The organism is Paenarthrobacter sp. FR1, assembly GCF_051106045.1.
GTDB lineage: Bacteria > Actinomycetota > Actinomycetes > Actinomycetales > Micrococcaceae > Arthrobacter > Arthrobacter nitroguajacolicus_A.
This window is the reverse complement of sequence record NZ_JBPFSF010000002.1, coordinates 387,346-413,941: the sequence shown is the minus strand read 5'-3', so window position 1 is coordinate 413,941 and position 26,596 is coordinate 387,346. Positions and strand designations below refer to the sequence as shown.

Sequence of the window (26,596 nt, the reverse complement as noted above, 5' to 3'; positions counted from 1 at the left end):
ATGCACACTACCGTCGGGCGCCCACACTTTGTAGGCCTTAGGGTCCTCGGGACCGTCAGGCTTTGATCAGGCTTTCCTCAAGATTTGCTCAAGCTTTGGCGGGGTGGTGTTTCTGCTGCGCGGCCAGCAGGCCCTGTGCCATCAACAGTTCCACGGCGTCGGCCGCCTCATCCAGGAGGAAGGGCAGCTCCTTCTTCTCCGCTGCAGCGAAATCCCGGAGGACGTAGTCCGCGGTCTCCATGCGTCTCGGAGGCCGTCCGACTCCCACCCGAACGCGCAGGTAATCCTTGGTGGCAAGTGCTTTGGAGATGTCCCGCAGGCCGTTGTGCCCGCCTTCGCCGCCGCCTATTTTTAGCTTGACTGTGTTAAATGGAATGTCGATCTCGTCGTGGACAGCGATCACGTGATCCGGGGCAATATCGAAGAACTTGCACAGGCCTGCAACCGGACCACCCGAGACGTTCATGTACGTCATGGGCTTGGCCAGCACCACACGGGGACCCCCAATGCCCAGGCGGCCCTCCACCACTTGGGCGCGTGCTTTATGGACCTTGAATTTGCCGCCCATGCGGGAGGCCAACTCATCCAGCACCATCTGGCCCACATTGTGGCGGTTGTTGCTGTATTCATTGCCGGGGTTGCCAAGGCCGACGATCAGCCAGGTGTCAGTCATGGTCTCATCCTAGGGAGGCTTCGTTGATCCAACGGGGACTTTGAGGCGGGGGCAAAGGAAAGTGGCCGGGACCCAGAAAGGGACCCGGCCACTCAACGGCGTCAGCCTCAAGCAATCAAAAGATTACTCGGCAGCTGCTTCCGTGGTCTCTTCTTCTTCAGCGCCGGCCTCTTCAGCGATGCGGACAACCAGGGTGTCGCCTTCGGTGAGCAGGGTGGAACCCTTCGGCAGCTCGAGGTCGGAAGCGTGGATGCTCTCGCCGGCCTTGCGGCCTTCGATGTTGACCTCGACGGCGGTGGGCACGTGGGTTGCCTCGGCTTCGAGGGAAACCGTGGTGGCTTCGAGGCTGGCAACAGCACCCGGAGCAACTTCACCGGAAACGTGGATGGCGATGTCGACGGTAACCTTCTCGCCGGCCTTCACGGTCTGGAGGTCAACGTGCTCGATGATCTGCTTTACGGGATCGCGCTGGATGTCCTTGACGAGCGTCAGGTGCTGCTCGCCGTCGACGTCAATGGCGAGCAGGGCGTTGGAAACGCGAACTGCCAGCGTGGTGGCGCGGCCCGGCAGGTTGATGTGGATCGGCTCTGCGCCGTGGCCGTAGATGACAGCCGGGATCTGGCCGGCCATGCGTGCGCGACGGGCGAAACCCTTGCCGAATTCGGTGCGCAGTTCTGCGGTGAGCTTCTGCTCAGACATGTGTACTCCTTGATTACTGTGGCACCCGGAAAAGTCCGGGCTGGTCTATCAGCAAGGGCGGAGGTCTGGAGACCTTCTACGCCCGGCTGAGGGCGGCCGCTAAGCAGCCGTTCCGCCTGTGTTGAAGGAGATGCAGACCCAGTCGATAACGGAGACCCGCAACCCTGGTCCACTGATGCGGACCGGATGTGCTCTCCCTCGCCAAGGTATCCCCAAGAGTTTAGCAGCGGATCACGCCGTTTCTGAAAACGGGCAATAAAAACGGGCCACCCGCACGCCCGGAGGCGACGGATGGCCCGTTCCGCTTCAGTAGTCCGAGGCTAAGCTTTGCCGTCGAACAAGCTGGTGACCGAACCGTCGTCGAACACTTCACGGATGGCGCGGGCGATCAGCGGTGCGATCGACAACACCGTCAGTGACGGGAAGCGCTTCTCGGCCGGGATCGGCAGGGTATTGGTGACCACAACTTCGCGGGCACCCGAATCGGCGAGGCGCTGGGCTGCGGGATCGGAGAAGACGGCGTGCGTGCAGGCGATGATGACGTCCTTGGCACCGGCGTTCTTCAGCACCTGGACGGCGCCGGAGATGGTTCCACCGGTATCGATCATGTCGTCGATCAGAACACACGTGCGGCCTTCAACCTGGCCCACGACCGTCTTGGAGACAGCCTGGTTGGGCACGGTGAGGTCGCGGCTCTTGTGCACGAACGCCAGCGGGGCACCGCCCAGGCGCTCAGCCCACTGCTCGGCAACGCGGACACGTCCGGTGTCGGGGGAAACCACCGTGATGTTGTCGGCTTCAACCTTGGTGCGGATGTAGTCGGCCAGCAGCGGGATAGCCATCAAGTGGTCAACCGGGCCATCGAAGAAGCCCTGGATCTGCGAGGTGTGCAGGTCCACGGACATGATGCGGTCCGCGCCGGCCGTCTTGTAGAGGTCCGCGACGAGGCGGGCGGAGATCGGCTCGCGGCCACGGCCCTTCTTGTCCTGGCGGGAGTACGGGTAGAACGGCGAAACAACCGTGATCCTCTTGGCAGAGGCGCGCTTGAGCGAGTCGATCATGATCAACTGCTCCATGAGCCAGTTATTCAGCGGGGCCGGGTGGGCTTGGATGACGAAGGCATCGGTGCCTCGCACGCTCTCGGCCGAACGGACATAGATTTCCCCATTGGCGAAGTCGTAGGCGTCGATGGGCAGGAGCTCGGTCTCCAGCTCCTTCGCGATTTCCTGCGCCAGCTCCGGATGCGCCCGTCCGGCGGCGAGAATCAACTTCTTCTCTCCGTGTGCGGTAATTTCGCTCATGCCTATTTGCCCTCTTCTGTGGTTGCCGGGGATTGTGAGGATGTGGAGGCGGAGGCCAGTTCCTGTGCGGCCTCGGCCAGCTTCGCCGAAGCGGTGCCCGGGCGGTTGGCCGTAACCCAACTTTCGACGTTCCGCTGCGCGGCCAGGCTGAGGGCGAGGGCACCTGCGGGAACATCCTTGCGGATGACGGCCCCGGCACCGCTGTAAGCGCCGTCGCCCACGGTGACGGGAGCCACGAAGACCGTGTTGGAACCGGTGCGGACGCCTGAGCCGATCACCGTACGGTGCTTCTTCTCGCCGTCGTAGTTCGCTGTGATGTTGCCGCAACCAATATTGGTGTCCTCACCGATTTCGGCGTCACCGGCATAGCCCAGGTGGGAGAGCTTGGAACCGCGGCCGATGGTGACGTTCTTGGTCTCGTAGAACGCGCCGATCTTGCCGGTCTCGCCCAGCACAGTGCCCGGGCGGAGGTACGTGAAGGGGCCGACGCTCGCCTTGGCACCAATCGTGGAACCGGAACCGTGGGTGCGGGTCACCTTGGCGCCCTCGCCCACGTTGACGTCGGTCAGCGTGGTGTCCGGACCCACGACGGCGTCGCGCGCCACCGTGGTTGAACCGTGCAGTTGGGTGTTGGGCAGCAAACGGACATCTTCGTCAAGGGTGACGGTGGAGTCGATCCAGGTGGTGGAAGGGTCCACCACGGTCACACCGGCACGCATCCAGGATTCGATGATGCGCCGGTTGTGTTCGGCGCCGAGGGCCGACAACTGGATGCGGTCGTTGGCGCCTTCAACCTGCCAGCGGTCTTCAGTCACGACGGCGGCAACCCGGCCGGCAGCGTCGCGCGCCAATCCGAGGACGTCCGTCAGGTACATCTCACCCTGGGCGTTATCGGTGGTCACCTTCGCCAGCGCGGTCCGGAGCACCGCAGCGTCGAAGGCGTAAATGCCGGAGTTGACCTCGCGGATGGTTCGCTCAGCCTCGCTCGCGTCCTTGTGCTCGCGGATGCCCGTGACGGTGCCGTCTTCGGCGCGGAGGATCCGGCCGTATCCGGTGGCGTCATCCAGGACGGCGGTGAGCACCGTGACGGCGTTGCCCTCAGCCTCGTGGGTGGTGACGAGCTCGCCGAGCAGATCGCCCGTCAGCAGCGGGACATCGCCGTACGTAACAACCACGGTGCCGGAAAGTTCCGCGCCGGCGTCCAACGCGTTGAGGGCGACCTGGACCGCACGCCCGGTGCCGGGGACCTCGTCCTGGTCAACGATCAGTGCTTCCGGGTCCAGGGCCGTGACATGCTCGGCCACCCGGTCGCGCTCGTGGCGGACAACCAGAGCCAGCTTCAACGGATTGATGGACCGGGCTGCGAGGAGAGCGTGGCCCACCATGGAGCGTCCGCCGATTTCGTGGAGAATCTTGGGGGTCCGGGACTTCATGCGCGTTCCAGCGCCTGCAGCCAAAACAATGACCGCTGCGGGACCGGTGGATTCGGGGCTCACGTACTGGCTCTCCTTGCTCGGTATGTCCCGGGTAACCCGGCTTCGGAATACTGCCATCCATCAATGGACCCAGGGACCGTTTCAACCGTTGCCAGGTACAGAGTGGAGCGCATTTTCCGACCGTTCCGCCCATAGGATTCGAACCTATACTCCACGGCTCCAAAGGCCGGGGTGCTGCCATTACACCAGAGCGGACCGTGCATGATTCACACCCCCAGACGGCAGGGCCTGAAGGTTTCCCGGATCACCGGGATGCACACACAAGAATCTAGTTTGCCATGACCATTGCGTGCTTCGCGACTTGACCACCCGAACCGGTCCCCCGACGCACCACTGCCCCCATCCAACACCCGCTCCTGCGGCCACCTGGGGCATGATGGTCATGTGAGCAAGCGCACTGAATTCCTCCGCACGGCGGCCATCATCAACCCCGTCGAGCACGCTCCCACGGCTCCGGCAGCTCGAGTCAGGATGACCGGGCAGCAACGAAAATCACAGCTCATCGGCATTGGCCGTGCACTCTTTGCAGCGCGGGGTTTGGATGGCACCACCATCGAGGAAATCGCCGCCGCTGCCGGGGTTTCCAAGCCTGTGATCTATGAACATTTCGGCTCCAAGGAAGGGCTGTACCGGCAGGTCGTGGAGACCGAATTCCGGATCCTCCTGGACTCCATCACCGAGGCACTCAGCACCGAGGCCAAGCCCCGCGTCCTGGTTGAACGCGCCGCCTTGGCACTCCTCGGCTACATCGAAGACCGGACCGATGGCTTCCGGATCCTCATGCGGGACGCCCCGCCCTCACAGCCCGAAGGCGCCTTCTCGACGCTGCTCTCGCACGTCACTGCCCGGGTGGAACACCTGCTCTCCGACGAGTTCGCGCGCCGGGGCTTCAGCGCTGCAGACGGTGCCATGTACGCACAGATGCTCGTCGGAATGGTGGCGATGACAGGCCAATGGTGGCTCGACAGCCGCCAGCCGGACAAGAGGGCCGTTGCCGCCCACCTGGTGAATCTGGCGTGGAACGGGCTGACCGGGTTGCAAAAGGAGCCCGAACTCCGCTCCGACAGCTAATCCCCGGGTGACATCCAACGCTCGCTCACATCCCACCCCCACCCACCCAACGCTCGCTCACATCCCACCCCCACCCACCCAACGCTCGCTCACATCCCTAACGCACCGGTCAGTTTGTATGCTTTGCTCATGACGGCGCCCCAGATCTACATCAGTTTTCCCGGCACAGCTCGCGATGCTCTTGGCTTTTACGCAGAAGTCTTCGGAGGCGAACTTTCACTGCATTCGTACCGGGACTTCGGACGTACCGATGGGCCTCCCGAGGCCATCGCCCATGGAGTCCTCAGCGGAATCGTCTCCTTGGGTGGATCGGATGCCGCGGATGGCGAAGAGGCCGTCAAGATCGAAGGCGCCATGCTCTCGTTGCTGGGAGCAGCCGAACCCGCAGTCCTCCACGAATGGTTCGACAAGCTCGCAGTCGACGGTCGAATTCTGGACCCGCTTGAGCCGAAGCCGTGGGGTGCGTCAGACGGCCAAGTAGTCGATCGCCACGGATTGCGTTGGCTCATCGGCTACGAGCCGGCGTCGTCAACCGACGGGACGTGAGAGAGCGACTCCCAAAACCGACGGGACGTGAGAGAGCGACCCCCAAAACCGACGGGACGTGAGAGAGCGACCCCCAAAACCGACGGGACGTGAGAGAGCGTCGGGAACCGGGGGTCGCGGAGCGGCGCTGGCAGCCCCTACCCTACTCGCCGAGGATTTCGGCGGCCTCCAGCCATTCGAGCTCGAGGCCCTCTTTCTCCTCCAGCAACTCCTGCAGCTTGGCGTTGAGCTCACCCAGGGCATCGAAGTCACCGGATTCGGACTTCGCTGCCATCTGCGTGTGGAGTTTCTCCTCCTGCTGCGCGATCTTGCCAAGCTGACGATCGATCCTGTTGAGGTCCTTGCGGGCTTCGCGCTTCTCGGCTTCACTGGCACCGGACGGAGCGGCAGCGGGCGAAGAAGAGCCGCTGGCAGAAGTCGGCGCACCGGATCCCCCACCAACAGCGCCCGACGCCAAGGCGGCTTCACGCAGTTCGAGGTACTGGTCCACACCCCCGGGCAGGCCACGGAGTTTGCCATCGCCGAGCAAAGCCATCTGGTTGTCTGTGACGCGTTCCAGGAGGTAGCGGTCGTGGCTGACCACCACGAGCGTCCCGGGCCATCCGTCCAGGACGTCTTCGACGGCGGCAAGGGTGTCGGTATCCAGGTCATTGGTGGGTTCGTCGAGCATGAGCACGTTGGGCTCCCCCACCAGCAGGCGCAAGAGCTGGAGTCGGCGTCGCTCACCACCGGAGAGATCGCTGACGGGGGTCCACTGCTTTTCCTTGGTGAAGCCGAGCTGTTCCACCAGCTGTCCGGCGGTGAATTCCTTCCCGCCCACGCTGAAGGACCGCTTTTCGCGCTCGATGACTTCGATTACGCGCAAATCCGAGACGTCGTCCAGCTCTTTGACGTCCTGCGTGAGCACGGCGGTGACCACGGTCTTGCCGCGCTTTACCTTGCCGGAGGTCGGCTGGATCTCACCGTTGAGCAGTTTCAGGAGGGTGGACTTGCCGGCTCCGTTGACGCCGACCAGCCCGAGTCGTTCGCCCGGGGCAAGTCGCAGAGTGATGTTGTTGAACAGCTTTTGGCCGTCCTCGCCGCCTTGGAAGTCCAACGTCACGTTTTCTAGGTCCAGCACGTCCTTGCCCAACCGGGCCGTGGCCATCTTGCTGAGCGCTACCGAGTCACGAGGATCCGGCACGTCTGCGATGAGGTCGTTGGCGGCTTCGATGCGGAATTTCGGCTTGGCGGTACGGGCAGGCGCGCCGCGCCTCAGCCAGGCAAGTTCCTTTTTGACCAGCTGCTGGCGTTTACCTTCGACGACGGCGGCCATGCGGTCCCGCTCGGCGCGCGCCAGGACGTAGGCGGCGTATCCGCCGTCGAACATGTCCACCATGGCGTCGTGGACTTCCCAGGTGTAATTGCAGACTTCATCGAGGAACCAGCGGTCGTGGGTGACCACCAGGAACGCGCCCTGGTTGGCGCGCCAGCGTGTCTTCAGGTGCCGGGCCAGCCAGGCGACGCCTTCGACGTCGAGGTGGTTGGTGGGTTCGTCCAGCATGATGACGTCGTGGTCTTCGATGAGGAGCTTGGCCAGCGCAACGCGGCGTTTCTGTCCGCCGGAGAGAGCATGGACGTTGGCGTGCCAATCGACGTCGCCCACAAGGCCACCCATGACTTCGCGGATCTTGGCGTTGGCCGCCCATTCGTGATCCGCGCGGTCGCCCACAATCGCAGCGCCAACGGTCAGGTCGCCGTCGAGTACGTCGCCTTGGTCCAAGTAGCCGACGTTGACGTCACCACGTTTGGTGACGCGGCCCGAATCCGGGGTGGACCGGAGGGCCAGGAGGCGCATGAGGGTCGACTTACCGTCGCCATTGCGGCCCACCATGCCGATGCGGTCGCCATCCTCCAAGCCGAGGGTAACGCCGTCGAGGACAGTGCGGGTCGCGAACGAAACGGTGAGGTTTTCGCCGCCAAGCAGGTGGGCCAATGGGTACTACTTTCTCAGGCTGGAATGCGGGAGGTACTAAAGGAGGGTATCGGAGATGATCCGGGCGCCCGGCACCGGGCCGTGCACCGCCAGGGCTGTGTGGCCACGGTGCGTCAACTCATCTGCAAGAACGCTGGCAGCCACGGAATCCCTGGCCAGCAGCGCGATGGTTGGACCGGAGCCGGACACCATGCCGGCCAGGGCGCCCCGCGCTTCGCCAAGTCCGATCGTGTCACGGAGTTGCGGCGCCAAGGTGATGGAAGCGCGCTGGAGGTCATTGATGAGCACCCGGCTCAGAGTCTCGGGATCGCCGTTGCGTAGTGCCTGGAGGATGGTGGGATCCACGTCCACGGGCTCGGGAATTTCCACGCCTTCGGAATCACGGAGTCCATCAAGGGTGCGGAAGACTTCGGGTGTCGAGAGTCCGTAGTCTGCGAAGACAAGGACCCAATCCGTTTGCGCCTTGGCCAAGGCGGGCGACAGTTTGTCACCCACGCCAAGCCCGACGGCGGTGCCACCCAGGAGCGAGAACGGCACGTCGGCACCCAGCTCGGCTGCCAGATGAGCTAATTCTTCGCGGGACAGACCACTGTTCCACAGGGCATCGCAGGCAAGCAGGGTTGCTGCGGCGTCTGCCGAGCCCCCGCCCATGCCGCCGGACACCGGCACGCGCTTGGTGATTTCGAGGTGCACCCCGGTTGGTTTCTCGGACATCTCCGCCATGATGGCTGCGGCCTTGTAGGCGAGGTTGCGCTCGTCCAACGGGATGTCGACGCCGTCCAGGTCCAGCGTGCTGTCGGGGCTGATGCTGACGGTAATTCCTTCAGCCTCGGTGCTGGTGGCCGCCACTTCCTCGTACAGGGAAACGGCAAGGTAGACGCTGGCCACCGAGTGGTAACCGTCAGGCCGGAGCGGCCCGACGCTCAGGGAGACGTTGACCTTCCCGGGAGCTTTGACCCGGACCGTCCGGGCATGAAAGCGCTCCCCCACGAAGGGGAGGCTGCTTGGCTTGCGGGTGCCCGGGTTCATGCGTCCACGGGGTGGCGGGCTTCGGCGATCTTGACGTAGGCAGAGATGTCCAGGACCTCGCCGCGCGCCGTCGGGTCGACGCCTGCAGCAACAAGGCACCGCTCGGCCTCTGCAGCGCTTCCGGCCCAACCGGCCAGTGCGGCCCGAAGGGTTTTCCGACGCTGGGCGAAGGCGGCATCGATAACGGCAAAAACCTGCTCGCGGGTGGCGTGGGTTTCGGGCGGATCGTGGCGGGTGAACGCCACGAGCCCCGAGTGGATCTTCGGTGCCGGCCAGAAAACGTTCATGCCAATGACACCTGCCTTGCGCATGTGTCCGTACCAAGCCGCCTTAACCGACGGCACGCCGTAGATCTTGGAACCAGGAGTTGCAGCAAGGCGGTCGGCCACCTCATCCTGCACCATGACCAGGCCATGCTGGAGGCTGGGGAAATGCTGCAAGAGGTGCAGGACCACCGGAACGGCCACGTTGTAGGGCAGGTTGGCCACCAACGCAGTGGGAGGCACAGGCAATTCCGTCACCTTCATGGCGTCCGACAGGACCAGGTGGAAGTTGTCTTCCGCCTCGGGCCGCCATGTACGCACGGTTTCGGGCAGCTTTTCGGCCAGCACGGGGTCGATCTCCACCGCCACCACGGTTTTGGCTGCGTCCAGCAAACCGAGCGTCAAGGAACCCAGCCCCGGACCGACCTCCAGGACGGTTTCGCCGGCGTCGATATTGGCAGCCGCCACGATCCTGCGGATCGTGTTGCCGTCAATCACAAAGTTCTGCCCCAAGGTCTTCGTGGGGCGTACACCGATTTCCTCGGCAAGCCGTCGGATGTCTGTGGCGCCCAGCAAAGGCGCGACGGCGGCGGGTTCGGAATTCGGTTCAGTCACCTAGGTATCGTATCGCCTGTGCGGGGTCAGGCTGCGTGCGCGCAGCCCCAGTCGCGGAGGCCGTTCTTGGCGTAGAGGCGGTTGGCGATATCGATCTGCTGTGCTTTGGAGGCGAGGCTGGCGTTGGGAGCGTACGCTCCGCCACCGTTGGCGAGCCAGGTGGGGCTGGAGAATTGCAGCCCACCGTAGTACCCGTTACCCGTGTTGATGGACCAGTTTCCACCCGATTCGCACTGGGCGATCCTGTCCCACATGGCTTCGTTCGGGGCGCCCGTGGGGCCGCTGCTGGCCGCTGCAGCTGCCTTGGTGGGCGTAGCTGCGGGGCGTGCCTTAGTGCCGACGCTGACCTTTTCGGATACCGGCTTGGTGGTCACGTTGCTGGAGACCAGCGTGCGGGAAGCTTCGCGTCCGTCAACGAGGACCAGCTTGAAGCTCTTGACCAAGGACCCGGCTACACCCTTTTGGGTTACCTTCTCTTCGCCCTTGAAGAGTTCGGCGGTTTCGGTCTTGACGCTTTCGAACGGCACTTCTTCAGTGGCCTCGGCGGTCTTGCTGGTGTCCACGCGGGAGACCTTGATCACCATGTCCTGGATGACGGGAGCGTTCCCGGGCTGGGAGATGCGGTCATTGGCGCCCACGGTGATGCCTGCGTCCTTGAGGACGGTGGCGACATCGGCCGCCGTCGTGGTGGTGCTGGTGTCCTTGCCGTCGGCCACCACGCTGATGGTCTTGGGCGTGGAGATGGAGACGAAGGAACCGGTCACTTCCAGCGAAGCTTCCTTCGGCTGGGAAACTTCGGAGGAACTGGCGACGCCGAGTTCACTCACCAGGCCGGCTACGTCAGGGGCAGTCGTGTTGACGGTCTTCCGGGCGCCGTCCAACTCGATGGACACGGCCTTGGCAAGGTTGATGTTCACCACGGAGCCGTTTTCAACGCGGGCGTCGAGGGCGGGCGAAATGCGGTCGGAGTCCTTCAGTTCCACTTTGGCTGCCTTGACCACTTGGTCAACGGTGCCGCCAAAGGTCTGGACGGAGCTCACCTTGCCATCAACGTTGAGGGTGACTGTCTTGTTGTTGCCCACAAAGGCGACAACACCCACCACCAGCGCTGCGACAACCAGCAACTGGGCACCAACTTTGAGGAAGCTGAACTTGCCATCCGTTGTGAAGAACTTGATCACGATTGCCCATAACTCTCAGACCATCCGGGCACGGGGAAAAGCACAAAGGTAATGCCAGCCGCAAAACTGAGGGGCCAGGCCGTAAAGCCTGGTCCCACTCTTGCTGCCGGCATCTGCGCCGCCAAAATACATTCAACTGATGGGTCCGGAATTAACCGAACCAGTTGTCCGCAGGCCTTCCCCGACCCCGGCTACTTGTTTAACACAGTAACCGATCCGTTATAAACCAACCAAGATTTCTGCATACCCGGTATCCACGCCAAGGGCGGCCGGGGAACCGTCAAAGCCTCTCTAGCCCCAGGATCCGTAGGCCTGCAGCGTGTTGTCAGCCAGTCGTGAACAGAGTTCGGAAAGGTCGTCTCCTGTCACTTCCGCCATGGATCGAACCGTGTAGGGAACCATGTAGCTCGCGTTCGGCCGGCCACGGTATGGGTGCGGCGTCAGGAACGGCGAATCGGTTTCCACCAGGACCCTGGCAGGCTCGGCGATGGCGAGTGCTCCGCGAAGATTTCCCGCGTTCTTGAAGGTCATGGTCCCAGCGAAGGACATGTACCAACCATTCCGGTTGCAGATCCGGGCCAGTTCCTCATCCCCGGAGAAGCAATGAAAAACGACGCGCTCGGGCGCTCCCTCTTCCCGCAGTACCTGGACCACGTCGTCGTGAGCGTCACGGTCGTGGATCTGCAAGGTCAGCCCCAGCCGCTTGGCGATGTCAATGTGGCGACGGAAGGAGTATCGCTGATGCACCAGGCCGTCGCCGTGGGTACGGAAGAAGTCCAACCCGGTTTCGCCGATGGCGCGGATACGCGGGTGGGCTGCCAGTTCTTCGATCTCGGCGAGCGCCGATTCCAGCTCCCCGCGGCCTGCATAAACCGGCGCGTCGTTGGGGTGGATCGCCACGGCGCCAAGGAGTCGCGGATCAGCGTCCACGGCCTGCACGGTGAAACGGGAGGATTCGAGGTCGCAGCCCACCTGCACGGCCCCCTGCACGCCCACGGCCTCCGCCGAGTCCATCGCATCCCGAACGGAGACCTCCAGCAGGCCGTGCCGGAAGTCCAGGTGGGTGTGGTTATCCATCACCGGCACGGGCAGTGGCTCAGGTGCCGGCGGGTATTCCCTGCGGGAATCTGTTTCTTCTGTTGCGCCTGATGACGCACGGTACGGAGCAGGGGCGAGGGAATTGCACATGCTTCCACTTTATTCGGACCGTGGTCCTCCCCCGGCCGCGATAAATTCCACTTGGCACATAAATTCCCCGGAGCACTATGTCAGCTAGGGCCAATTGCTGGGTAGTCTGGAACGGACAGGCGGCCAACACCGGGAGTTTTGTTGCCACCGTGGCCACGGCTGAAGGGCATTTCATGGAGTCCAAGCGACAAGTCACCGTTGAACCCTCCCCTCTCCAGGGCGAGGCTTACACCGCGCTGCCACGGGATGGCGCCGGACTCAACGGGCACAAGCCGCAGGTTATGGACGCGGAACGGTTCCATGATGCCAGCGAGCGCATCCTCGGTTCCATCAACAAGGTCATCGACGGGAAAGCGGAGGCTGCCAAGCTCGCGCTCACCGTCCTGCTCGCCCAAGGCCATCTTCTGCTGGAGGACGTTCCCGGCGTTGGAAAGACCCTTCTGGCCAAGACCCTGGCAAGGACGGTGGACTGTACGGTCTCCCGCATCCAGTTCACCCCGGACCTGCTGCCCTCCGATGTGACCGGTGTGTCCATCTACAACCAGTCCTCCCGGCAGTTCGAGTTCCGCCCCGGAGCAGTGTTTGCGAACATCGTGATCGGCGATGAAATCAATCGGGCTTCGGCCAAGACCCAGTCCGCCCTCCTTGAATGCATGGAGGAACACCAGGTCACGGTGGATGGACATTCGTACCAACTGGGGTTGCCGTTCATGGTGGTAGCGACCCAGAACCCCATTGAAATGGAGGGCACGTATCCGTTGCCCGAGGCCCAGCGCGACCGTTTCATGGCGAGAATTTCCATGGGCTACCCGGACAAGGACGCCGAGATCGAGATGCTGGAGACGCACCAGGCGTCCTCGCCACTGGTCAAGGTGACTCCGGTGGTCACGGCCAGCGACGTTGCTGCAATGGTCTCCACGGTCCAGCAGGTATATGTGTCCACTGCCATCAAGGAGTACACGGTGGCCATCGGCCGTGCCACCCGCGACAGCGCACGGCTCCGCCTGGGCGCAAGTCCCCGGTCCTTGCTGCAGTTGTTGCGGGCGGCCAAGGCCACAGCCGCACTGGATGGCCGTGATTTCGTTCTCCCGGATGATGTGGTGGACGTGGCCGAATCGGTGCTCGCCCACCGCATCATCCTGGACCGCAAAGCAGCAAGCTCGGGCGATACCCCGCAGAGCATCCTTCGGGGCATCCTTGCCTCCCTGCCGGTTGCCCAGGAACCGCCCGGTGCGTGGCGCAGGGACAGGCACGCCGTTTAGGAGGCAGGCAGCTAATGGCACTCGTGGATCGGCTTCCCAAGCACTTGTTCACCAACCGTGGCTGGGGACTGCTGGCGGCCGGGGCGCTTTCCCTGGGGTGTGCCTACGTCATGGGCAGGCGCGACCTCCTGACGCTGGCTGTGCTGTTGCTCCTCCTGCCACTGGTCTCCCTGGCCGGTGTCCGCGTACTCAAACCAAAATTCCAGGTGTACCGGGAGTTCAATCCGTCCACTGTGGAAACAGCAAGTACCACCACTGTCCGCTTGGCCGTTGCGCGCTCTTCGTATTCCACGGGACACGTGATCATGGAGGAGCAATTGCCTCCCCGATTTGGCGAGCCACCCGCTTTCCGTTTCCCGGCGCGATCCGCCTCCGGCGGCACCAGCCGCTACGAGTACCATTTGCGCTCGGGGAAGCGGGGACAGTTCCGGATTGGTCCGGTGACTGCGGAGTTCAGTGATCCCTTCGGTTTGTCGCTGCGCCGGCATTCAATCGACGACGGCGACATCCTCACCGTGACGCCGGCCGCCGTCGAACTTCCCGTCACGGGCCTGGCGGGAGCGCGCGGCAACGACGGTGTGACGGCAACGCGCATCCGCGCGAACCCCAGTGATGACGACATCATGACCCGCGAATACCGGCACGGAGATCCCATGCGCCGCGTACATTGGGCGGCCACGGCACGTCACGGGCAACTCATGGTGCGCCAGGAAGAATCGGTGACCACGCCGGAAGCCACCCTCATACTGGACCAACGTTTTACCGCCTTCGCTGCCGGAGCGGGGTCAGTGTTCGGCAGCCACGACGAAGACTCGGACCTGGTGACCAGTCCCAATTTCGAGTGGATTGTCACGGCCGCCATGTCCGTCACTGCCCACTTGGCGGAATGGAATTACTCTCTCCGGGTCCTTGACGCCTTTGGCAACCCTGCGTTCCTCCGGTCGCGTTCTGCACCGGAGCCGGACACGGAGGAGTTCTCCGGTGCGGGTGGCTTGCAGGCCATCGCAGAAGGACTGGCCGCCATAGAGCTCAGCGGCCCCCGGCACGCAAGGGCTGAACATCACCGGTCCGAGCAACATGGCGGCGAGCACCGGGACCCCGGCGCGCAAGGGGACACTGCCGACTCAGCTTTTGACGACCACCTCATGGATAAGCTCTCGGCTCACCGTTTGCGAGGTCCCCTCCTGGCGCTGGTGGGAAACATGACGCTCGCCGAAGCCAAGGCCTTGGCACCCGCGGCAGCCTATGGCGCCAACGCTTTCGCCTTGGTGGTGACGGACGCTTCACGAAATAACGATGATGTGCTGGAGATCCTCCGCATCGCGGGCTGGCGGGTGGCCGCAGTGACGTCCAAAACCCACCTGACGGCGGCTTGGTCGGCATTCGATGAGGGTGGCATCGTGGCCGCGGCAGGAGCTGCGATGGACGTACGGCGCGGAGCGGCGGTGCCACGATGACCGCTACATCCCACCGGGGCACGCCCGAAGCAACCGCTGCGGCCGGTGGCGCCGCACGGGACCAACCCGAGAGTCCCCGGCGCCCGCAAGCGCCAGGACCAGGGCCCTACCCATGGGTCATGGCGGGATCCATCGCATTGGCGGTGCTGGGCGCCGCGTTGTCCCTGAACGGCGTCCTCAGGGGCTGGGCATGGTTCATGCCCCTGATCACCACGGTAGTTGCGGTGTCGCTGGCGCTGGCCATCCTCAGGGCCGTCCGCGCCCAACCGCTCCTTGCCACCCTGGGGTCCTTTGCCACTCTCGCGGGTGTGCTTAGCTTCATCTTCGCCCGCCAGGACAGCCTGGCGGGCTTCATCCCCACCACGGGGACCTTTACCGCCGTCGGCCGCCTGATCAAGCGGGCGGCAGAAACAGTCGTGTCCGAGAGCGCCCCGGTGGCACCGAACGCAGGGATCGTCTTCGTGATGTGCGCCTGCCTGGGCCTACTGGTGATCTTGATCGACGCTTTGGCCGTGCCCCTGGCGATGCCGGCGGCAAGCGGCATTGGGCTCCTTGCCGTCATGGTGGTTCCGGCCACCATCAAACCCCAGAGCGTCGGAATGGCCGGGTTCATTGGCGCGGCCGTGGGCTATCTCCTCATTCTCGGCTGCAGCCATTGGTTCGCGCCGGACGCACGGCTGCAGTCCGGCTCCGGGCGGGGCGCCGGCCAGTTCCGGCGATCGGTGGTAACCGGCGGACTGGCATTGGCCTTGACCATGGTGGTCCCTTTGGCGATTCCAGGCTTCGAGACCGGAACCTTCCCGCAGGGTTCCCGGTTGAGTCCGTGGGGCACTTCCAACGGGCTCAACCCCATGATCACGTTGGGCAACAGCCTCCGCAGTCCCACAGGGTCAGGCCGCATCACCTACGCCACGAGCTCCAGCGCGCCCGTGTATTTGAGGTCCGTGACCATTGACCACTTCGACGGCGAAACCTGGGCCCCTGACGACCGTGCGGCAGAGCGGCGCGTAGGTGCCGACAGGATCGAGACGGGGTACGCCGTCCAGGGTGAAGTGGTCAATGCCGTCACGTCCGTCAATGCGGGGCTGTTCACCAGCCCGTACCTCCCGGCTCCGTTCGCGCCAGCATCGGTGAACGGCCTCAACGGACGCTGGACCTGGGATCCGGCCACCTTGAGCATCATGAGCACGGAGACCACCACCCGTGCCCAGCGGTACGTGGTCTTCTCTGCCGCTCCCAAGGTCACGGCGCAGGCGTTGTCCCAAGCCACGACCGCCCCGAGCGGCATCTCGGAGGACTTCCTGAGGATTCCCGGCAGCTTGCCGGACATCGTCCGCCAGACGGCCGACACAGTGACGGCCTCGGCGGGCAGCAACTACGCCAAGGCCCTGGCGATCCAGAAATACCTGCGTTCCGCCGAGTTCACATACTCCCTGCAGGCGCCTGTGCAGAATGGCTACGACGGCAATGGCCTCTCCGTCCTGGCTGACTTCCTGGCAGTGAAGAGCGGTTACTGCGTCCACTTCTCCTCCGCCATGGCCGTCATGGCAAGGGCCGAAGGCATCCCCAGCCGAATCGCCGTGGGCTATGCCCCAGGTCGCCTCACCGGCGAGTCGGTTGCCTTGGTGGGCCAGGGTTCGTTCCCGGAGTACGAGGTAGACGCACGTGATGCGCACGCGTGGCCTGAGCTGTACTTTGAAGGGCTCGGTTGGGTTCCCTTTGAGCCCACGCCTTCACGGGGCGTTGTTCCCGAATACGCCACGGAAAGCTCCGTAGCCGGCAACCTGAGCACCAACGCGGATGAGAAAGAGGTCCTGACCACTCCGGCGCCGCCCGCAACTGCTCCTGTACCGATCCCGGGAGTCGAGACGCCAGCCGCCGGTTCCGCCAGCGTGAACCCGCTCCCCGCGATAGGTGCCACGGCAGCCGGGGTGTTGCTCCTCGTTGGATTCCTTTGGTCCCCAAGGCTCAGCAGGACGGTCCTGCGGCGGCGCCGCCTGAACCGGAAACCGCCGGATGAAGCCGAGCCCGGAGCCCCCGGTTTCACGGATCCTGCCCCGGAGCTGGCGTGGGCGGAGTTGCAGGACCTGGCCACCGACTACGGCGTACCGTCCGCGCCCAGCGAGACCCCGCGGCACTTCTCCGCCAGGCTTCGCTCAAGCACCGCCTTGGGAGACATAGGAGGAATCGACGACGCCGCTCACGCCGCGGTTGCCTCCCTCACCTCGGACTTCGAACGGCAACGCTATGGTCGCCAAGCAGCGGTGGCACCGGCAGCGGCGGCCCGCATCGCCGTCGTCCGCGAAGCATTGCGGAATAATGCACGCTGGCTGGTGCGCTTCCGTGCGGACTGGTTGCCGCCGTCGATGATGCAGCGTTGGGTCCATGCCCTCGGTGCGCCTTTCCGGGCGGTTGGAACATTGGCAAGAACAGCAGGACGGGCAGTGGCCCGAGGGTGGCGGGCGCTCCGAGGGTTGCTGCCGCAACGCCGCTAAGGGGACAGCGAAGGGCCCGGCTCCGGAACTTGTGGTTCCGGAGCCGGGCCCTTGCGTTTGTCTGCCGTTCTTGTTGCGAGAGCGGCGGACTGGAGCCTGCGCAGCCTAGTCGGCGTACGGGTCCGCGATACCTACGTACTGGGTGTACAGGTACTCTTCGATGCCTTCCGAGCCGCCTTCGCGGCCCAGGCCGGACTGCTTGACGCCACCGAACGGTGCGGCGGCATTGGAAATGACGCCTGCGTTGAGGCCCAGCATGCCGGTCTCGAGGCGTTCGCTGATACGCAGGCCGCGGTTGAGGTCCTTGGTGAAGACGTAGGCAACCAGGCCGTATTCGGTGTTGTTCGCCAGGCGAACGGCGTCGTCTTCGGTGGAGAAGGTGATGATCGGCGCTACCGGTCCGAAGATTTCTTCCTGCAGGATGCGGGCGTCGGCGGCGACGTTCTTCAGCACGGTGGGCTGGTAGAAGTAGCCGGGGCCATCCACGTGCGCACCACCGGTGACGGCGGTCGCGCCGCCTTCCACGGCTTCAGTGACCAGGGCGTGAACGCCGTCGCGGGCCTTGCCGTCGATCAACGGTCCCACCTTGGATTCTGCCTCGGTACCGCGGGCCGTGGTGAGGGAACCGATCTTGGCGGCGAACTTCTCCGCGAAGGAATCCGCGATGGATTCGTGCACGATGAAGCGGTTCGCTGCGGTGCAGGCCTCGCCCATGTTGCGCATCTTCGCGGCGATGGCGCCTTCAACGGCCTTGTCCAGGTCGGCGTCTTCGAAGACGACGAACGGGGCGTTTCCACCGAGTTCCATGGAGGTGCGCAGGACCTTGTCCGCGGCTTCGCGGATCAGTGCCTGGCCCACCGGGGTGGAGCCGGTGAAGGAGATCTTGCGGAGCCGGTCGTCCTTGATCAGCGGGCCCGTGACGGCACCGGCGGTGGAGGTCTGGATGACGTTCAGGACACCAGCGGGGAGGCCTGCTTCCTGCATGACCTGGGCGAACAGCAGGCTGGTCAGCGGGGTCAGGTTGGCGGGCTTGAGCACCATGGTGCAACCAGCGGCGACGGCGGGGGCTACCTTGCGGGTGGCCATGGCGAGCGGGAAGTTCCACGGGGTGATCAGCAGGCAGGGACCCACGGGCTTCTTCTGGACGAGGAGGCGGTTCTTGCCGTCCGGAGCTGCGGAGTAGCGGCCGGACACGCGGACGGCTTCCTCCGAGAACCAGCGCAGGAACTCGGCACCGTAGGTGACCTCACCGCGGGCTTCGGCGAGGGGCTTGCCCATTTCGAGGGTCATGAGCAGTGCGAAGTCTTCGGCGCGTTCGGTGACGAGCTCGAAGGCGCGGCGCAGAATTTCGCCACGTTCGCGCGGCGCGGTGCGGGCCCAGTCAGCCTGGGCGGCAGCGGCGGCGTCGAGGGCGGCGGCGCCGTCTTCAGCGCCAGCGTCGGAGATGCTGAGCAGGACCTTGCCCGTGGCAGGGTCCTCAACATCAAAGGTCTTTCCGGATCCGGCCGGGCGCCACTGACCGTTGATCAGCAGGCCGGTGGGGACGGAAGCCAGCAGTTCGCTTTCGCGTTCAACCGTGACAGTCATGGCGACTCCTTCGTCTTGGGTGCTTTGGAGAATTGCACCACTGGGGTTCGTTGCCGGAAGTGGCTTGAATTACTGCCACGGTACTGCCCCGCGAGAAGCAGTGTCTACGCCTTCACGCACTGCCAAGTGATCGCCAATTTGTGCACCTGCACAGCCTCCGTCAGCGTGCCGCCAGGACGGCGGAGTACAGCTCCCGCTTGCTGACACGGGCGTCGTCGGCCACTGCTGCCACGGCTTCCTTCAACCGGATGCCTTGCGAAATGAGTTCGTTCACCGCCGCCACATGGTCTTCCGGCTTGCCGGGTGCCTGTTCAGGCGCACCACCCACCACCACGGCAATTTCGCCGCGGACTTCATTGTTTTCAGCCCACTCCAAAAGTTCCCGCAGGGTACCGCGGATGACTTCCTCATAGGTCTTGGTCAGTTCGCGGCAGACCGCTACGCGGCGGTCGGCACCGAAGCGCTCATGCAGGGCACGCAGCATCACTTCGAGCCGATGTGGCGCCTCGAAGAACACCATGGTGCGGCGTTCACCGGCTAGATCGGCGAGGCGTGAGTTCCGATCCCCCGATTTGCGCGGCAGGAACCCTTCAAAACAAAAACGGTCCGTCGGCAACCCGGAGAGAGCCAGGGCCGTCAGGACTGCGGACGGGCCGGGTACGGCGGTCACCGTCAGTCCGGCCGCCACTGCCCCCTCCACCAGGCGGAACCCCGGATCCGAGACCGCAGGCATTCCCGCATCGCTGACCATGAGGATGGTCTTACCGGCGCGTACATAGTCCAGGAGTTCACCGGTCTTGGCTACCTCATTATGTTCGTGATAGCTGATGACGCGTCCAGAGACCTCAACACCAAGCGCCGTGACGAGCCGGTGCAACCGGCGGGTGTCTTCTGCAGCCACGATGTCGGATGTCGCCAGCAGTTCCACCAGACGCGAGGATGCGTCGCCCACGTTACCGATGGGGGTGGCCGCCAGCACGATCCTGCCGACTCCGGTGGTGGCGGCGGAATCGGGACTTCCTGCAGGAGTCGCCTCTTCCATGTCATCGCTGAAGGAGGTCTCGTCCTGGGTGTTGCGTTGTTCGTCCACCTGCCAAGCCTAATGCCGCGCGGGGTTCAACGCTGCAGCAAAGATCGGCAGGTAGCATGGGCGGGTGAACCCGTCGCCCGTTTCTGCCGCCGCTTCCGGCAATCCTCCGGCGTCTCCCGCACCTGCTGAGGCCGTAGACGCAGCGGATGCCAGCGCCCGGCAGACGGGCGTGGACCCGAAAAGCGGCATGGGGCCTCTTGCGCGACGGAACTCAGGCAATGAAGGTGCCTCCGGACTGCTGCCGGGCCGGGGTTTGGAACGCCACAGTTGGATCGCCCGGCCGGCCGAGGCCTTCACCGCCGAAGCGCTGAGGACCCGCCTGATCGGCGGGATCCAGAGCTGGCGCGACTACCCGGCATCGTTGCGCTTGTGGTTCTGGTTGATCCCCACCATCACGGCAATCCTGGGGGGAATTCTCCGGTTCTTCCGGCTCGAAGCTCCGCACAGCCTCGTGTTCGATGAAACGTATTACGTCAAGGACGCCTACTCCTACCTGGTGAGCGGCTACGAACGCAGCTGGCCCGCCAAGGCCAACGACTCCTTCAATGCCGGCAACCCGGATGTCCTCCTCAACACTCCGGAGTATGTAGTCCACCCTCCCGTGGGCAAGTGGATGATCGCGTTCGGGATGTGGCTGTTTGGCGGGGACAATCCCTTCGGCTGGCGCTTCGGTGCTGCGTTGGCGGGCACGCTCACCGTCTTCCTGGTGTCCCTCATCGCCCTGAAACTGTTCCGCTCGCATACGCTCGGTGTCGTGGCGGGCGTGCTGCTCGCCATCGACGGGCACCATCTGGTGTTGTCGAGGACGTCCTTGTTGGACGTCTTCCTTGCGTTGTGGATCCTCGCCGCTTTCGGCGCCCTGTTGTTGGACCGCGACGACGGCCGCCGTCGTCTTGCTTCCAGGCTCGCCGCTCAAGCGGCTGCTTCCCCGGGAGGCCGCCCCTCACCCACCCAACTGGTGGCCGGACCGTGGCTTGGAATGCGATGGTGGCGACTCGTGGCAGGCCTCTGCCTTGGCCTGGCTGTAGGCACCAAGTGGTCAGCGTTGTTCTTCGTGGCCGCCTTCGGCCTCATGACGGTCCTGTGGGACATCAGCGCGCGCCGGGTAGCCGGCATCCGTAGTTGGTTCAGCGCGGCCATCATCAAGGACGGCTTGCCCGCCTTCGTGACCATCATTCCGGTTGCCGCTGTTACGTACGTCGCCACTTGGACAGGCTGGTTCCTCTCAAAGGACGCTTATTACCGTCAATGGGCGGCCACCAACCCAGCGCCGGGCTGGGACTGGCTGCCCAACTCGGTACGGTCCCTGGCGCATTACCACCTTGAGGCGTACAAGTTCCATCAGGGCCTCAGCTCGGACCACCCCTACGAATCCAGCCCGTGGACCTGGCTGCTCATGGGCCGTCCCACGTCGTTCTACTATCAGTCCCCCAAAGAGGGCGCCGCCGGCTGTGTCGTAGAGACCTGTTCCTCGGCCATCCTTCCCGTGGGAAATCCAGTGGTGTGGTGGGGCGGGACCATCGCTTTGGTCATCCTGCTGTTCTGGTGGGCAGGCCGCAGGGACTGGCGCGCCGGTGCGATTCTGGCCGGAGTAGCCGCGGGTTATCTTCCTTGGTTCATGTACCCGGAACGCACCATGTTTATCTTTTACGCGGTGTCCTTCGAGCCGTTCCTGGTGCTTGGCCTGACCTACGTGTTGGGGTTGGTGCTCGGCCGCAGCAGCGATCCACCGTGGCGGAGGCGGTCCGGTCTCTACGTCGTGGGCCTTGTCCTGGTGCTGGCCGTCCTGGCAACGGCCTTCTTCTATCCGGTGCTGACGGCTGAAGTGATCAGCTACCAGGAGTGGCGGATGAGAATGTGGATGCCATCGTGGATCTAGGAACAAAAGAGCCGTACAGGAAGTGAGCGAGTTGTGAGGGAAGCAAGCACGGAGCTTCTGGTCGAGGCCGACCCGAACACCAACGTGACGGACCTCCTCCTGGAACGCTGCGCCAAGGATCCGTTCGGCATCCTCTATGCCCACAAGACGGCCAACGGTTGGCTTAACGTTTCCGCAGCCAGGTTCCTTGCCGACGTCACCGCCTTGGCCAAGGGCCTGATCGCCGGCGGCCTCAACCCCGGCGATCCGGTGGCGGTACTCTCCCGTTCAAGCTTCGAATGGACGCTGGTCGATTTCGCCATCTGGATGGCCGGCGGTGTCACCGTACCCATCTATGAGACGTCGTCCGCGAGCCAGATTGAGTGGATCCTGGCCGATTCCGGAGCCAGGCGCATCTTCGTGGAGGACGCTGCGAAGGCCGGTCTGGTCCATACCTTGGTGGACCAGTCCACGGAACTTGGCGACGACCCCGTGACTATTGTCCGGATGGAACACGACGGCGACGCCCCCAACCTGACCAGCGTCTCCGCCGTCGGAATCGGCATTATGGACGCCGAACTGGAGCGGCAACGCAGCGCTGCGAACCTGGCTGACGTCGCCTCGATCGTCTACACGTCTGGAACCACTGGCAAGCCCAAGGGCTGCGAAATCACCCATGGCAACTTTGTCCTCGTAGCCCGCAACGTTATCCCGTTCCTCCCCGAACTGCTCATGCAGCAGGGCGCACGCACGCTGATGTTCCTGCCACTGGCCCATGTCCTTGCCAGGGCGGTCCAGGTTGTTTGCCTCACCGCAGGCATCACACTCGGTCACAGTGCGGGCGCCAGCGGACTGATGGCGGACCTGGGCTCGTTCAAGCCCACGTTCCTTCTGGCGGTCCCCCGCATCTTCGAGAAGGTCTACGCAGGAGCCGACCACAAAGCGGCCATGAGCGGGAAGTCCGCGCTCTTCTCGGCGGCCTCCGCAACCGCTGTGGAATATTCGACGGCGATGGATCTCGCCGCGCGTGGCCAAGGGACCGGTCCGGGTTGGTTGTTGGGACTCAAGCACACCACGTTCAACAAGCTCCTGTATCCCAAGGTGCGGGAGGTGTTCGGCGGTAATGTGGGCTACACGGTTTCCGGGGCCAGCCCCCTCAGCCTGCGGGACAACCACTTCTTCCACGGCGCCGGTGTCCCCGTGCTGGAGGGCTATGGCCTGACGGAAACCACGGCGCCCTGCACCGTCAATACGCCCAGCATGTCCCGCATCGGCACTGTTGGCATTCCCCTCCCCGGAACCACCATCCGGGTTGCTCAGGATGGCGAGGTCCTGGTCAAGGGCATCGGCGTCTTCAAGGGATATCACCACAATGACGCAGCTAATGAGGCCGCCTTCGTGGACGGGTTCTTCCGCACCGGCGACCTGGGCGAACTCGACGCCGACGGCTTCCTGACCATCACAGGCCGGAAGAAGGACCTCTTGGTGACAGCCGGGGGCAAGAATGTGGCTCCTGGTCCGTTGGAAGAGAAGCTGCGCGAACACCCCTTGGTGGGTCAGGCAGTAGTGGTGGGCGATGGCCGCCCCTTCGTCGCGGCACTGGTGAGCCTCGATCCCGACGGCTTGGCCGATTGGTGCGAGCAGAACAAGTACGGCGACCTGACCCTCAAGGAAGCCGCTGGCGACGACCGGGTGAGGGCGGCCGTCCAGTCGGCCGTGGATGAGGCCAACAAGCTCGTCTCCGCAGCTGAGTCGATCAAGAAGTTTGCCTTCATCACGGCGGAGCTCAGCGTCGAATCCGGACACCTGACGCCGTCGCTCAAGCTCAAGCGGGCAGCTGTGGTTGGCGATTTCTCTTCAGTTGTGGAAAAACTTTTCGAGAAGTAGTCCCTCCACCTAGGCCGCCTCTAATCACCACCTAGTGCTACCTATCCAGCACCTAATTCGGCCATAATCACCACCTAGATAGGCCGGTCCCTGCCTAGGTGCCGTTGTTGTCCACGTAGCGTTTTCCTCACGAACCACACGTTCAAAGGGGAACTCATGGCAACACCATCAGGCATACCGACACCGGCTCTCTACTACTCGCGTGTCCGGGCTACCTTGATACCGCGAATTGCGGGTTTCACGATGGTTGCGCTGGGCCCGGTGCTGTTCGTGCTGATCGTCCTGAAGAACACACCGGAAGTGCTCTTCGCACCGCTGGTCACCACCGCAGCTGGTTCATTCATCGCCTTCATGACTGTCACCGTCAAGGTCGACTCGCAGAACGTCGTGATCGCCTTCTGCGACATCTTCAAACGGACATTGCCCAGGGATGAAATCGCGACGTTGACCACGGACAACGCGGCCGGTCCCAGTGGGTACGGATTCCGATACATGGGGCCCGGCATGGTCGGGTACCTCGTCGGCGGTCCCGAGATCAATATCGAGATGAAAAGCGGTAAGACCGTCATCGCCAGCACGGACCGCCCTGAACAGCTCATTCGTGTTCTGACCGAAGCAAACCACTAAAAGAGGAGAACCAATTGTCGAAACGAACCTGGCCCCTGTCAGCAGGAGCTGTGGCACTGACCGCGGCCATCGCCTTGGGCTCAAGCGGAGTCGCCTCGGCAGCACCCCCGCAAACCCACGCCGTCACGCGGCATGTAGTGAAGGATGCCACGTCCGAAGGCAAAGGGCTTTTCAAGGCAATCTACTTTGGCGTCGGACCACAGGTAGCTGAAGTCCGGGAAAAGCTGAACGATGGTTCCTACGAAGAATTCGCGCAGTCCGCAGCCAACCAAGAGGGACAAGTCCAGGCAGCAGACGCGGTGGTGTCTGCCATCGAAGCCAAGAGTCCTCAATTCTTCGCCACCTTCCACGCAGCCCTCACCAGTGGCGATGTCCTGCGGGTTGATGCGAAATTCAAGCAAGTTCAGAAGATCATGACGGACCTCCTGAAGTCTGAACCGCAGCAGGTTACGGCACTGGCAAAGTCAGACACCGCAAACCCCTTGGCGGCCGTCCCTGTCTTCATTTGGGCCGCAGCAGTATGGGATGTCGCCGCGGCCGTCAACTACGCAGTGGGCGTCAACGTCTCTGTTGCCGCTGCCGCCGTCGTGGTGGTGTACGCCAAAGTGGCCTTCTGGCCCTCCGCGGGCACCGCGGGTTCACAACTGGAGAGCGAGAACAGCATCTCCCAGTTCACAGCGGCCCTGTCGCAGGATTGATCCCGGCCCCATACATGACCTCCGTACACACCGTTGAGGGTGTCCCCGCTGCTGGATGGACACCCTCAAAGGGACCGCAAGTAAGCCCCCTTCATGTGCTGGCCCCCGTAGTTGGCCTCCTGGTCCTGGGGACGTACTCCATTTTGTCGTCAATTCCTTCAACGATCCTGACGCTGCCCTACTTTGACCAAGTGAAACCAAACGCCGTGTCAGCCATGCCTCAAGGGTGGGCCTTCTTTTCCAAGTCGCCCCGCGATCCTTCCGTTGCTCCGTACCGCGAAAATGCCAACGGCTCCTTTACGTCGCTGAGCAAACTTCCAACTACCCGGGTGGAGAACCTCTTTGGTGTCAGCCGGGAAGGCCGCGCCCAAGGCGTTGAGGTCGCCTTGATATCCGGTGGGTCCGGGGCCGGGAATTGGATGGATTGCTCCAGTCCGGTCCTACAGGAATGCGCGGAACTCGTGCATGACACACCCTCGGCGGTCGTTACCAATACCGTTGCCTCCCCCACGCTTTGCGGTGATGTCGTACTCGTACAGACCACTCCCGTGCCCTGGTCATTCAGGCACCAAACGCCAATGAGGGAAAAGGCAGACAAGGTCATCAAGCTGCGTGTGGACTGCAATGGCCAATAAGCTCTCAACCATCGTGGTGATTCCGCGAATCACGCTGTCCGTGGTCTGGTCGCCCTTCATGGGCATGATGCGGAGCGTTCTGGCTGTAGGCACCCTGCTGACGTTGATTTTCACGAGCAACGACGCACTATTCCGGCCAGTTCTTGGCGTAGGCAACTATCCACTCTGCCGCGGAGTTGAATCGTTCGGCCTGTTCTGTGTCATTCCGCATGAGCAGCTCGGCCTCGCCAAGGCACTCGGCGTTGTCATCCTGTTGCTGGTGATTTCCGGGGTCTTGCCCCAGCTCACGGGGGTCCTGCATGCGTGGGTGGCCTTCAGCGTGGCAACGGGTATCTCAATCCCGGACGGCGGGGACCAGATTACGTCAAACCTGGCACTGCTGTTGGTTCCGATCTGCCTCACGGATCCACGACTGAACCACTGGTCGCGGGCCAGGGCCGGATCCTGGTGCCTGCAACACCGGGCCGGCATTGCTGTTGTTTCCCTGGCCGCCCTGAAAATCCAAGTCTCGGTGTTGTATTTCTACTCCATGACCGGAAAGATGTTTCAGACCGAGTGGGCAGAGGGCTCGGCCCTCTACTACATCGGCTCGGGTTTCTTCGGCCCCTCCGGAGCCCTCAAGGATGCCTTTGCCCTGCTGACGGATAACCCGGTGATATCCCTCGCCATGTCGTGGGGTGCACTCCTGATCGAGCTGCTCCTGGCAGTGACGTTGCTGACGCCTGTCAGGTACCGGCTGCTCTGGTTTGCTCTTGGCGTTTCGCTCCACACGGGCATCGCGCTGTTCCTGGGGATCTGGAGCTTTCAAGTCGCCATGCTGGCGGCCTTGTCCTTGCTCACTATCCCGGCCAAGTCCCCCGTCTACTCCGCAGGATTCGGCCTTCGCCACTTCAGGATCAAAATGGCCTTCGCGATGGCTCAGTAACCCCGGAACGGACACAGGCCGAGATACGCGGCTTCGTG

General features: G+C 63.6%; 22 protein-coding genes and 1 tRNA gene. 11 read left to right on the top strand and 12 right to left on the bottom strand.

All coding sequences use genetic code 11. From position 1 onward, the window contains the following. Positions 1-88 precede the first annotated feature (88 nt). The 5 genes from pth to ACR30Z_RS06590 all read right to left on the bottom strand — a co-directional run bounded on the left by pth (position 89) and on the right by ACR30Z_RS06590 (position 4,364). Positions 89-673 carry an aminoacyl-tRNA hydrolase gene (pth, locus tag ACR30Z_RS06610; RefSeq protein ID WP_434371676.1) on the bottom strand — a complete coding sequence of 195 codons (585 nt, stop codon included), beginning with the start codon at positions 671-673 and terminating at the stop codon, positions 89-91. 123 nt (positions 674-796) lie between these two features. Next, complete coding sequence (locus tag ACR30Z_RS06605) at positions 797-1,372, bottom strand: 50S ribosomal protein L25/general stress protein Ctc (protein WP_144647490.1); 576 nt, start codon at positions 1,370-1,372, stop codon at positions 797-799. 320 nt (positions 1,373-1,692) lie between these two features. Continuing rightward, entirely contained in the window at positions 1,693-2,673 is a 981-nt protein-coding gene (locus tag ACR30Z_RS06600; RefSeq protein WP_011774071.1) for a ribose-phosphate diphosphokinase, read from the bottom strand. 2 nt (positions 2,674-2,675) lie between these two features. Continuing rightward, positions 2,676-4,169: a bifunctional UDP-N-acetylglucosamine diphosphorylase/glucosamine-1-phosphate N-acetyltransferase GlmU gene (glmU, locus tag ACR30Z_RS06595; protein WP_434371674.1), complete on the bottom strand. Its 1,494-nt coding sequence runs from the start codon at positions 4,167-4,169 to the stop codon at positions 2,676-2,678. A 123-nt stretch (positions 4,170-4,292) separates the two neighbouring features. After that, a tRNA-Gln gene (locus ACR30Z_RS06590) sits at positions 4,293-4,364 on the bottom strand. 276 nt (positions 4,365-4,640) lie between these two features. Here ACR30Z_RS06590 and ACR30Z_RS06585 point away from each other — a divergent pair. Both ACR30Z_RS06585 and ACR30Z_RS06580 read left to right on the top strand, forming a co-directional pair. After that, positions 4,641-5,240: a TetR/AcrR family transcriptional regulator gene (locus tag ACR30Z_RS06585; RefSeq protein ID WP_144648062.1), complete on the top strand. Its 600-nt coding sequence runs from the start codon at positions 4,641-4,643 to the stop codon at positions 5,238-5,240. A gap of 129 nt (positions 5,241-5,369) precedes the next feature. Then, positions 5,370-5,786: a VOC family protein gene (locus ACR30Z_RS06580; protein WP_434371673.1), complete on the top strand. Its 417-nt coding sequence runs from the start codon at positions 5,370-5,372 to the stop codon at positions 5,784-5,786. Positions 5,787-5,928: 142 nt separating this feature from the next. On the opposite strand, the gene ACR30Z_RS06575 is transcribed toward ACR30Z_RS06580, so the two are convergent. The 5 genes from ACR30Z_RS06575 to ACR30Z_RS06555 form a co-directional block, all read right to left on the bottom strand. Further along, on the bottom strand, positions 5,929-7,761 hold the full coding sequence (locus ACR30Z_RS06575; protein WP_434371672.1) for an ABC-F family ATP-binding cassette domain-containing protein: 1,833 nt from the start codon (positions 7,759-7,761) through the stop codon (positions 5,929-5,931). Positions 7,762-7,797: 36 nt separating this feature from the next. Beyond that, positions 7,798-8,790, bottom strand: coding sequence for a 4-(cytidine 5'-diphospho)-2-C-methyl-D-erythritol kinase (locus tag ACR30Z_RS06570; RefSeq protein WP_434371671.1), 993 nt, complete (start codon positions 8,788-8,790; stop codon positions 7,798-7,800). Continuing rightward, positions 8,787-9,668: a 16S rRNA (adenine(1518)-N(6)/adenine(1519)-N(6))-dimethyltransferase RsmA gene (rsmA, locus tag ACR30Z_RS06565; protein ID WP_144647500.1), complete on the bottom strand. Its 882-nt coding sequence runs from the start codon at positions 9,666-9,668 to the stop codon at positions 8,787-8,789. The genes ACR30Z_RS06570 and rsmA overlap by 4 nt, the downstream gene beginning before the upstream one ends. Before the next feature lie 26 nt (positions 9,669-9,694). Further along, complete coding sequence (locus tag ACR30Z_RS06560) at positions 9,695-10,849, bottom strand: transglycosylase family protein (RefSeq protein ID WP_434371670.1); 1,155 nt, start codon at positions 10,847-10,849, stop codon at positions 9,695-9,697. Between the two features lie 291 nt (positions 10,850-11,140). After that, positions 11,141-12,037, bottom strand: coding sequence for a TatD family hydrolase (locus ACR30Z_RS06555; protein ID WP_144647504.1), 897 nt, complete (start codon positions 12,035-12,037; stop codon positions 11,141-11,143). A 173-nt stretch (positions 12,038-12,210) separates the two neighbouring features. On the opposite strand from ACR30Z_RS06555, the gene ACR30Z_RS06550 reads away from it, so the two are divergent. From ACR30Z_RS06550 to ACR30Z_RS06540, 3 genes are read left to right on the top strand one after another with little or no spacing between them, the layout of a single operon-like run. Next, on the top strand, positions 12,211-13,299 hold the full coding sequence (locus ACR30Z_RS06550; protein ID WP_144647506.1) for an AAA family ATPase: 1,089 nt from the start codon (positions 12,211-12,213) through the stop codon (positions 13,297-13,299). Positions 13,300-13,313: 14 nt separating this feature from the next. After that, positions 13,314-14,756: a DUF58 domain-containing protein gene (locus ACR30Z_RS06545; RefSeq protein WP_434371668.1), complete on the top strand. Its 1,443-nt coding sequence runs from the start codon at positions 13,314-13,316 to the stop codon at positions 14,754-14,756. Continuing rightward, on the top strand, positions 14,753-17,251 hold the full coding sequence (locus tag ACR30Z_RS06540; RefSeq protein WP_434371667.1) for a transglutaminase TgpA family protein: 2,499 nt from the start codon (positions 14,753-14,755) through the stop codon (positions 17,249-17,251). Before ACR30Z_RS06545 ends, ACR30Z_RS06540 begins: the two co-directional genes overlap by 4 nt. Before the next feature lie 105 nt (positions 17,252-17,356). On the opposite strand, the gene ACR30Z_RS06535 is transcribed toward ACR30Z_RS06540, so the two are convergent. Continuing rightward, positions 17,357-18,838 (bottom strand): NAD-dependent succinate-semialdehyde dehydrogenase, encoded by a 1,482-nt coding sequence (locus ACR30Z_RS06535; protein ID WP_144647512.1) that lies wholly within the window; start codon positions 18,836-18,838, stop codon positions 17,357-17,359. Positions 18,839-18,998: 160 nt separating this feature from the next. After that, positions 18,999-19,880, bottom strand: coding sequence for a 16S rRNA (cytidine(1402)-2'-O)-methyltransferase (gene rsmI / locus ACR30Z_RS06530; RefSeq protein ID WP_144648063.1), 882 nt, complete (start codon positions 19,878-19,880; stop codon positions 18,999-19,001). Positions 19,881-20,115: 235 nt separating this feature from the next. Here rsmI and ACR30Z_RS06525 point away from each other — a divergent pair, with 235 nt between their 5' ends. The 6 genes from ACR30Z_RS06525 to ACR30Z_RS06500 all read left to right on the top strand — a co-directional run bounded on the left by ACR30Z_RS06525 (position 20,116) and on the right by ACR30Z_RS06500 (position 26,558). After that, positions 20,116-21,807: a dolichyl-phosphate-mannose--protein mannosyltransferase gene (locus ACR30Z_RS06525; RefSeq protein ID WP_434371747.1), complete on the top strand. Its 1,692-nt coding sequence runs from the start codon at positions 20,116-20,118 to the stop codon at positions 21,805-21,807. 33 nt (positions 21,808-21,840) lie between these two features. Then, positions 21,841-23,673, top strand: a complete 1,833-nt coding sequence (locus tag ACR30Z_RS06520) for an AMP-dependent synthetase/ligase (RefSeq protein WP_434371666.1) — start codon at positions 21,841-21,843, stop codon at positions 23,671-23,673. Positions 23,674-23,829: 156 nt separating this feature from the next. Continuing rightward, positions 23,830-24,300, top strand: a complete 471-nt coding sequence (locus ACR30Z_RS06515) for a hypothetical protein (protein ID WP_434371665.1) — start codon at positions 23,830-23,832, stop codon at positions 24,298-24,300. A gap of 14 nt (positions 24,301-24,314) precedes the next feature. Continuing rightward, on the top strand, positions 24,315-24,998 hold the full coding sequence (locus tag ACR30Z_RS06510) for a hypothetical protein (RefSeq protein WP_434371664.1): 684 nt from the start codon (positions 24,315-24,317) through the stop codon (positions 24,996-24,998). Between the two features lie 14 nt (positions 24,999-25,012). Continuing rightward, positions 25,013-25,633, top strand: coding sequence for an SdpA family antimicrobial peptide system protein (locus tag ACR30Z_RS06505; protein ID WP_434371663.1), 621 nt, complete (start codon positions 25,013-25,015; stop codon positions 25,631-25,633). Beyond that, positions 25,623-26,558, top strand: a complete 936-nt coding sequence (locus ACR30Z_RS06500; protein ID WP_434371662.1) for a sporulation-delaying protein SdpB family protein — start codon at positions 25,623-25,625, stop codon at positions 26,556-26,558. Before ACR30Z_RS06505 ends, ACR30Z_RS06500 begins: the two co-directional genes overlap by 11 nt. Positions 26,559-26,596 lie beyond the last annotated feature (38 nt).

Coding starts and splice junctions, on each gene's coding strand:
- ACR30Z_RS06580 (WP_434371673.1), top strand. CDS start 5,370: ATGACGGCGCCCCAGATCTACATCAGTTTTCCCGGCACAGCTCGCGAT.
- ACR30Z_RS06585 (WP_144648062.1), top strand. CDS start 4,641: ATGACCGGGCAGCAACGAAAATCACAGCTCATCGGCATTGGCCGTGCA.
- ACR30Z_RS06500 (WP_434371662.1), top strand. CDS start 25,623: ATGGCCAATAAGCTCTCAACCATCGTGGTGATTCCGCGAATCACGCTG.
- ACR30Z_RS06545 (WP_434371668.1), top strand. CDS start 13,314: ATGGCACTCGTGGATCGGCTTCCCAAGCACTTGTTCACCAACCGTGGC.
- pth (WP_434371676.1), bottom strand. CDS start 673: ATGACTGACACCTGGCTGATCGTCGGCCTTGGCAACCCCGGCAATGAA.
- ACR30Z_RS06605 (WP_144647490.1), bottom strand. CDS start 1,372: ATGTCTGAGCAGAAGCTCACCGCAGAACTGCGCACCGAATTCGGCAAG.
- ACR30Z_RS06550 (WP_144647506.1), top strand. CDS start 12,211: ATGGAGTCCAAGCGACAAGTCACCGTTGAACCCTCCCCTCTCCAGGGC.
- ACR30Z_RS06555 (WP_144647504.1), bottom strand. CDS start 12,037: ATGTGCAATTCCCTCGCCCCTGCTCCGTACCGTGCGTCATCAGGCGCA.
- ACR30Z_RS06525 (WP_434371747.1), top strand. CDS start 20,116: ATGGGGCCTCTTGCGCGACGGAACTCAGGCAATGAAGGTGCCTCCGGA.
- ACR30Z_RS06570 (WP_434371671.1), bottom strand. CDS start 8,790: ATGAACCCGGGCACCCGCAAGCCAAGCAGCCTCCCCTTCGTGGGGGAG.
- ACR30Z_RS06515 (WP_434371665.1), top strand. CDS start 23,830: ATGGCAACACCATCAGGCATACCGACACCGGCTCTCTACTACTCGCGT.
- ACR30Z_RS06505 (WP_434371663.1), top strand. CDS start 25,013: ATGACCTCCGTACACACCGTTGAGGGTGTCCCCGCTGCTGGATGGACA.
- ACR30Z_RS06540 (WP_434371667.1), top strand. CDS start 14,753: ATGACCGCTACATCCCACCGGGGCACGCCCGAAGCAACCGCTGCGGCC.
- ACR30Z_RS06535 (WP_144647512.1), bottom strand. CDS start 18,838: ATGACTGTCACGGTTGAACGCGAAAGCGAACTGCTGGCTTCCGTCCCC.
- ACR30Z_RS06600 (WP_011774071.1), bottom strand. CDS start 2,673: ATGAGCGAAATTACCGCACACGGAGAGAAGAAGTTGATTCTCGCCGCC.
- rsmI (WP_144648063.1), bottom strand. CDS start 19,880: ATGGAAGAGGCGACTCCTGCAGGAAGTCCCGATTCCGCCGCCACCACC.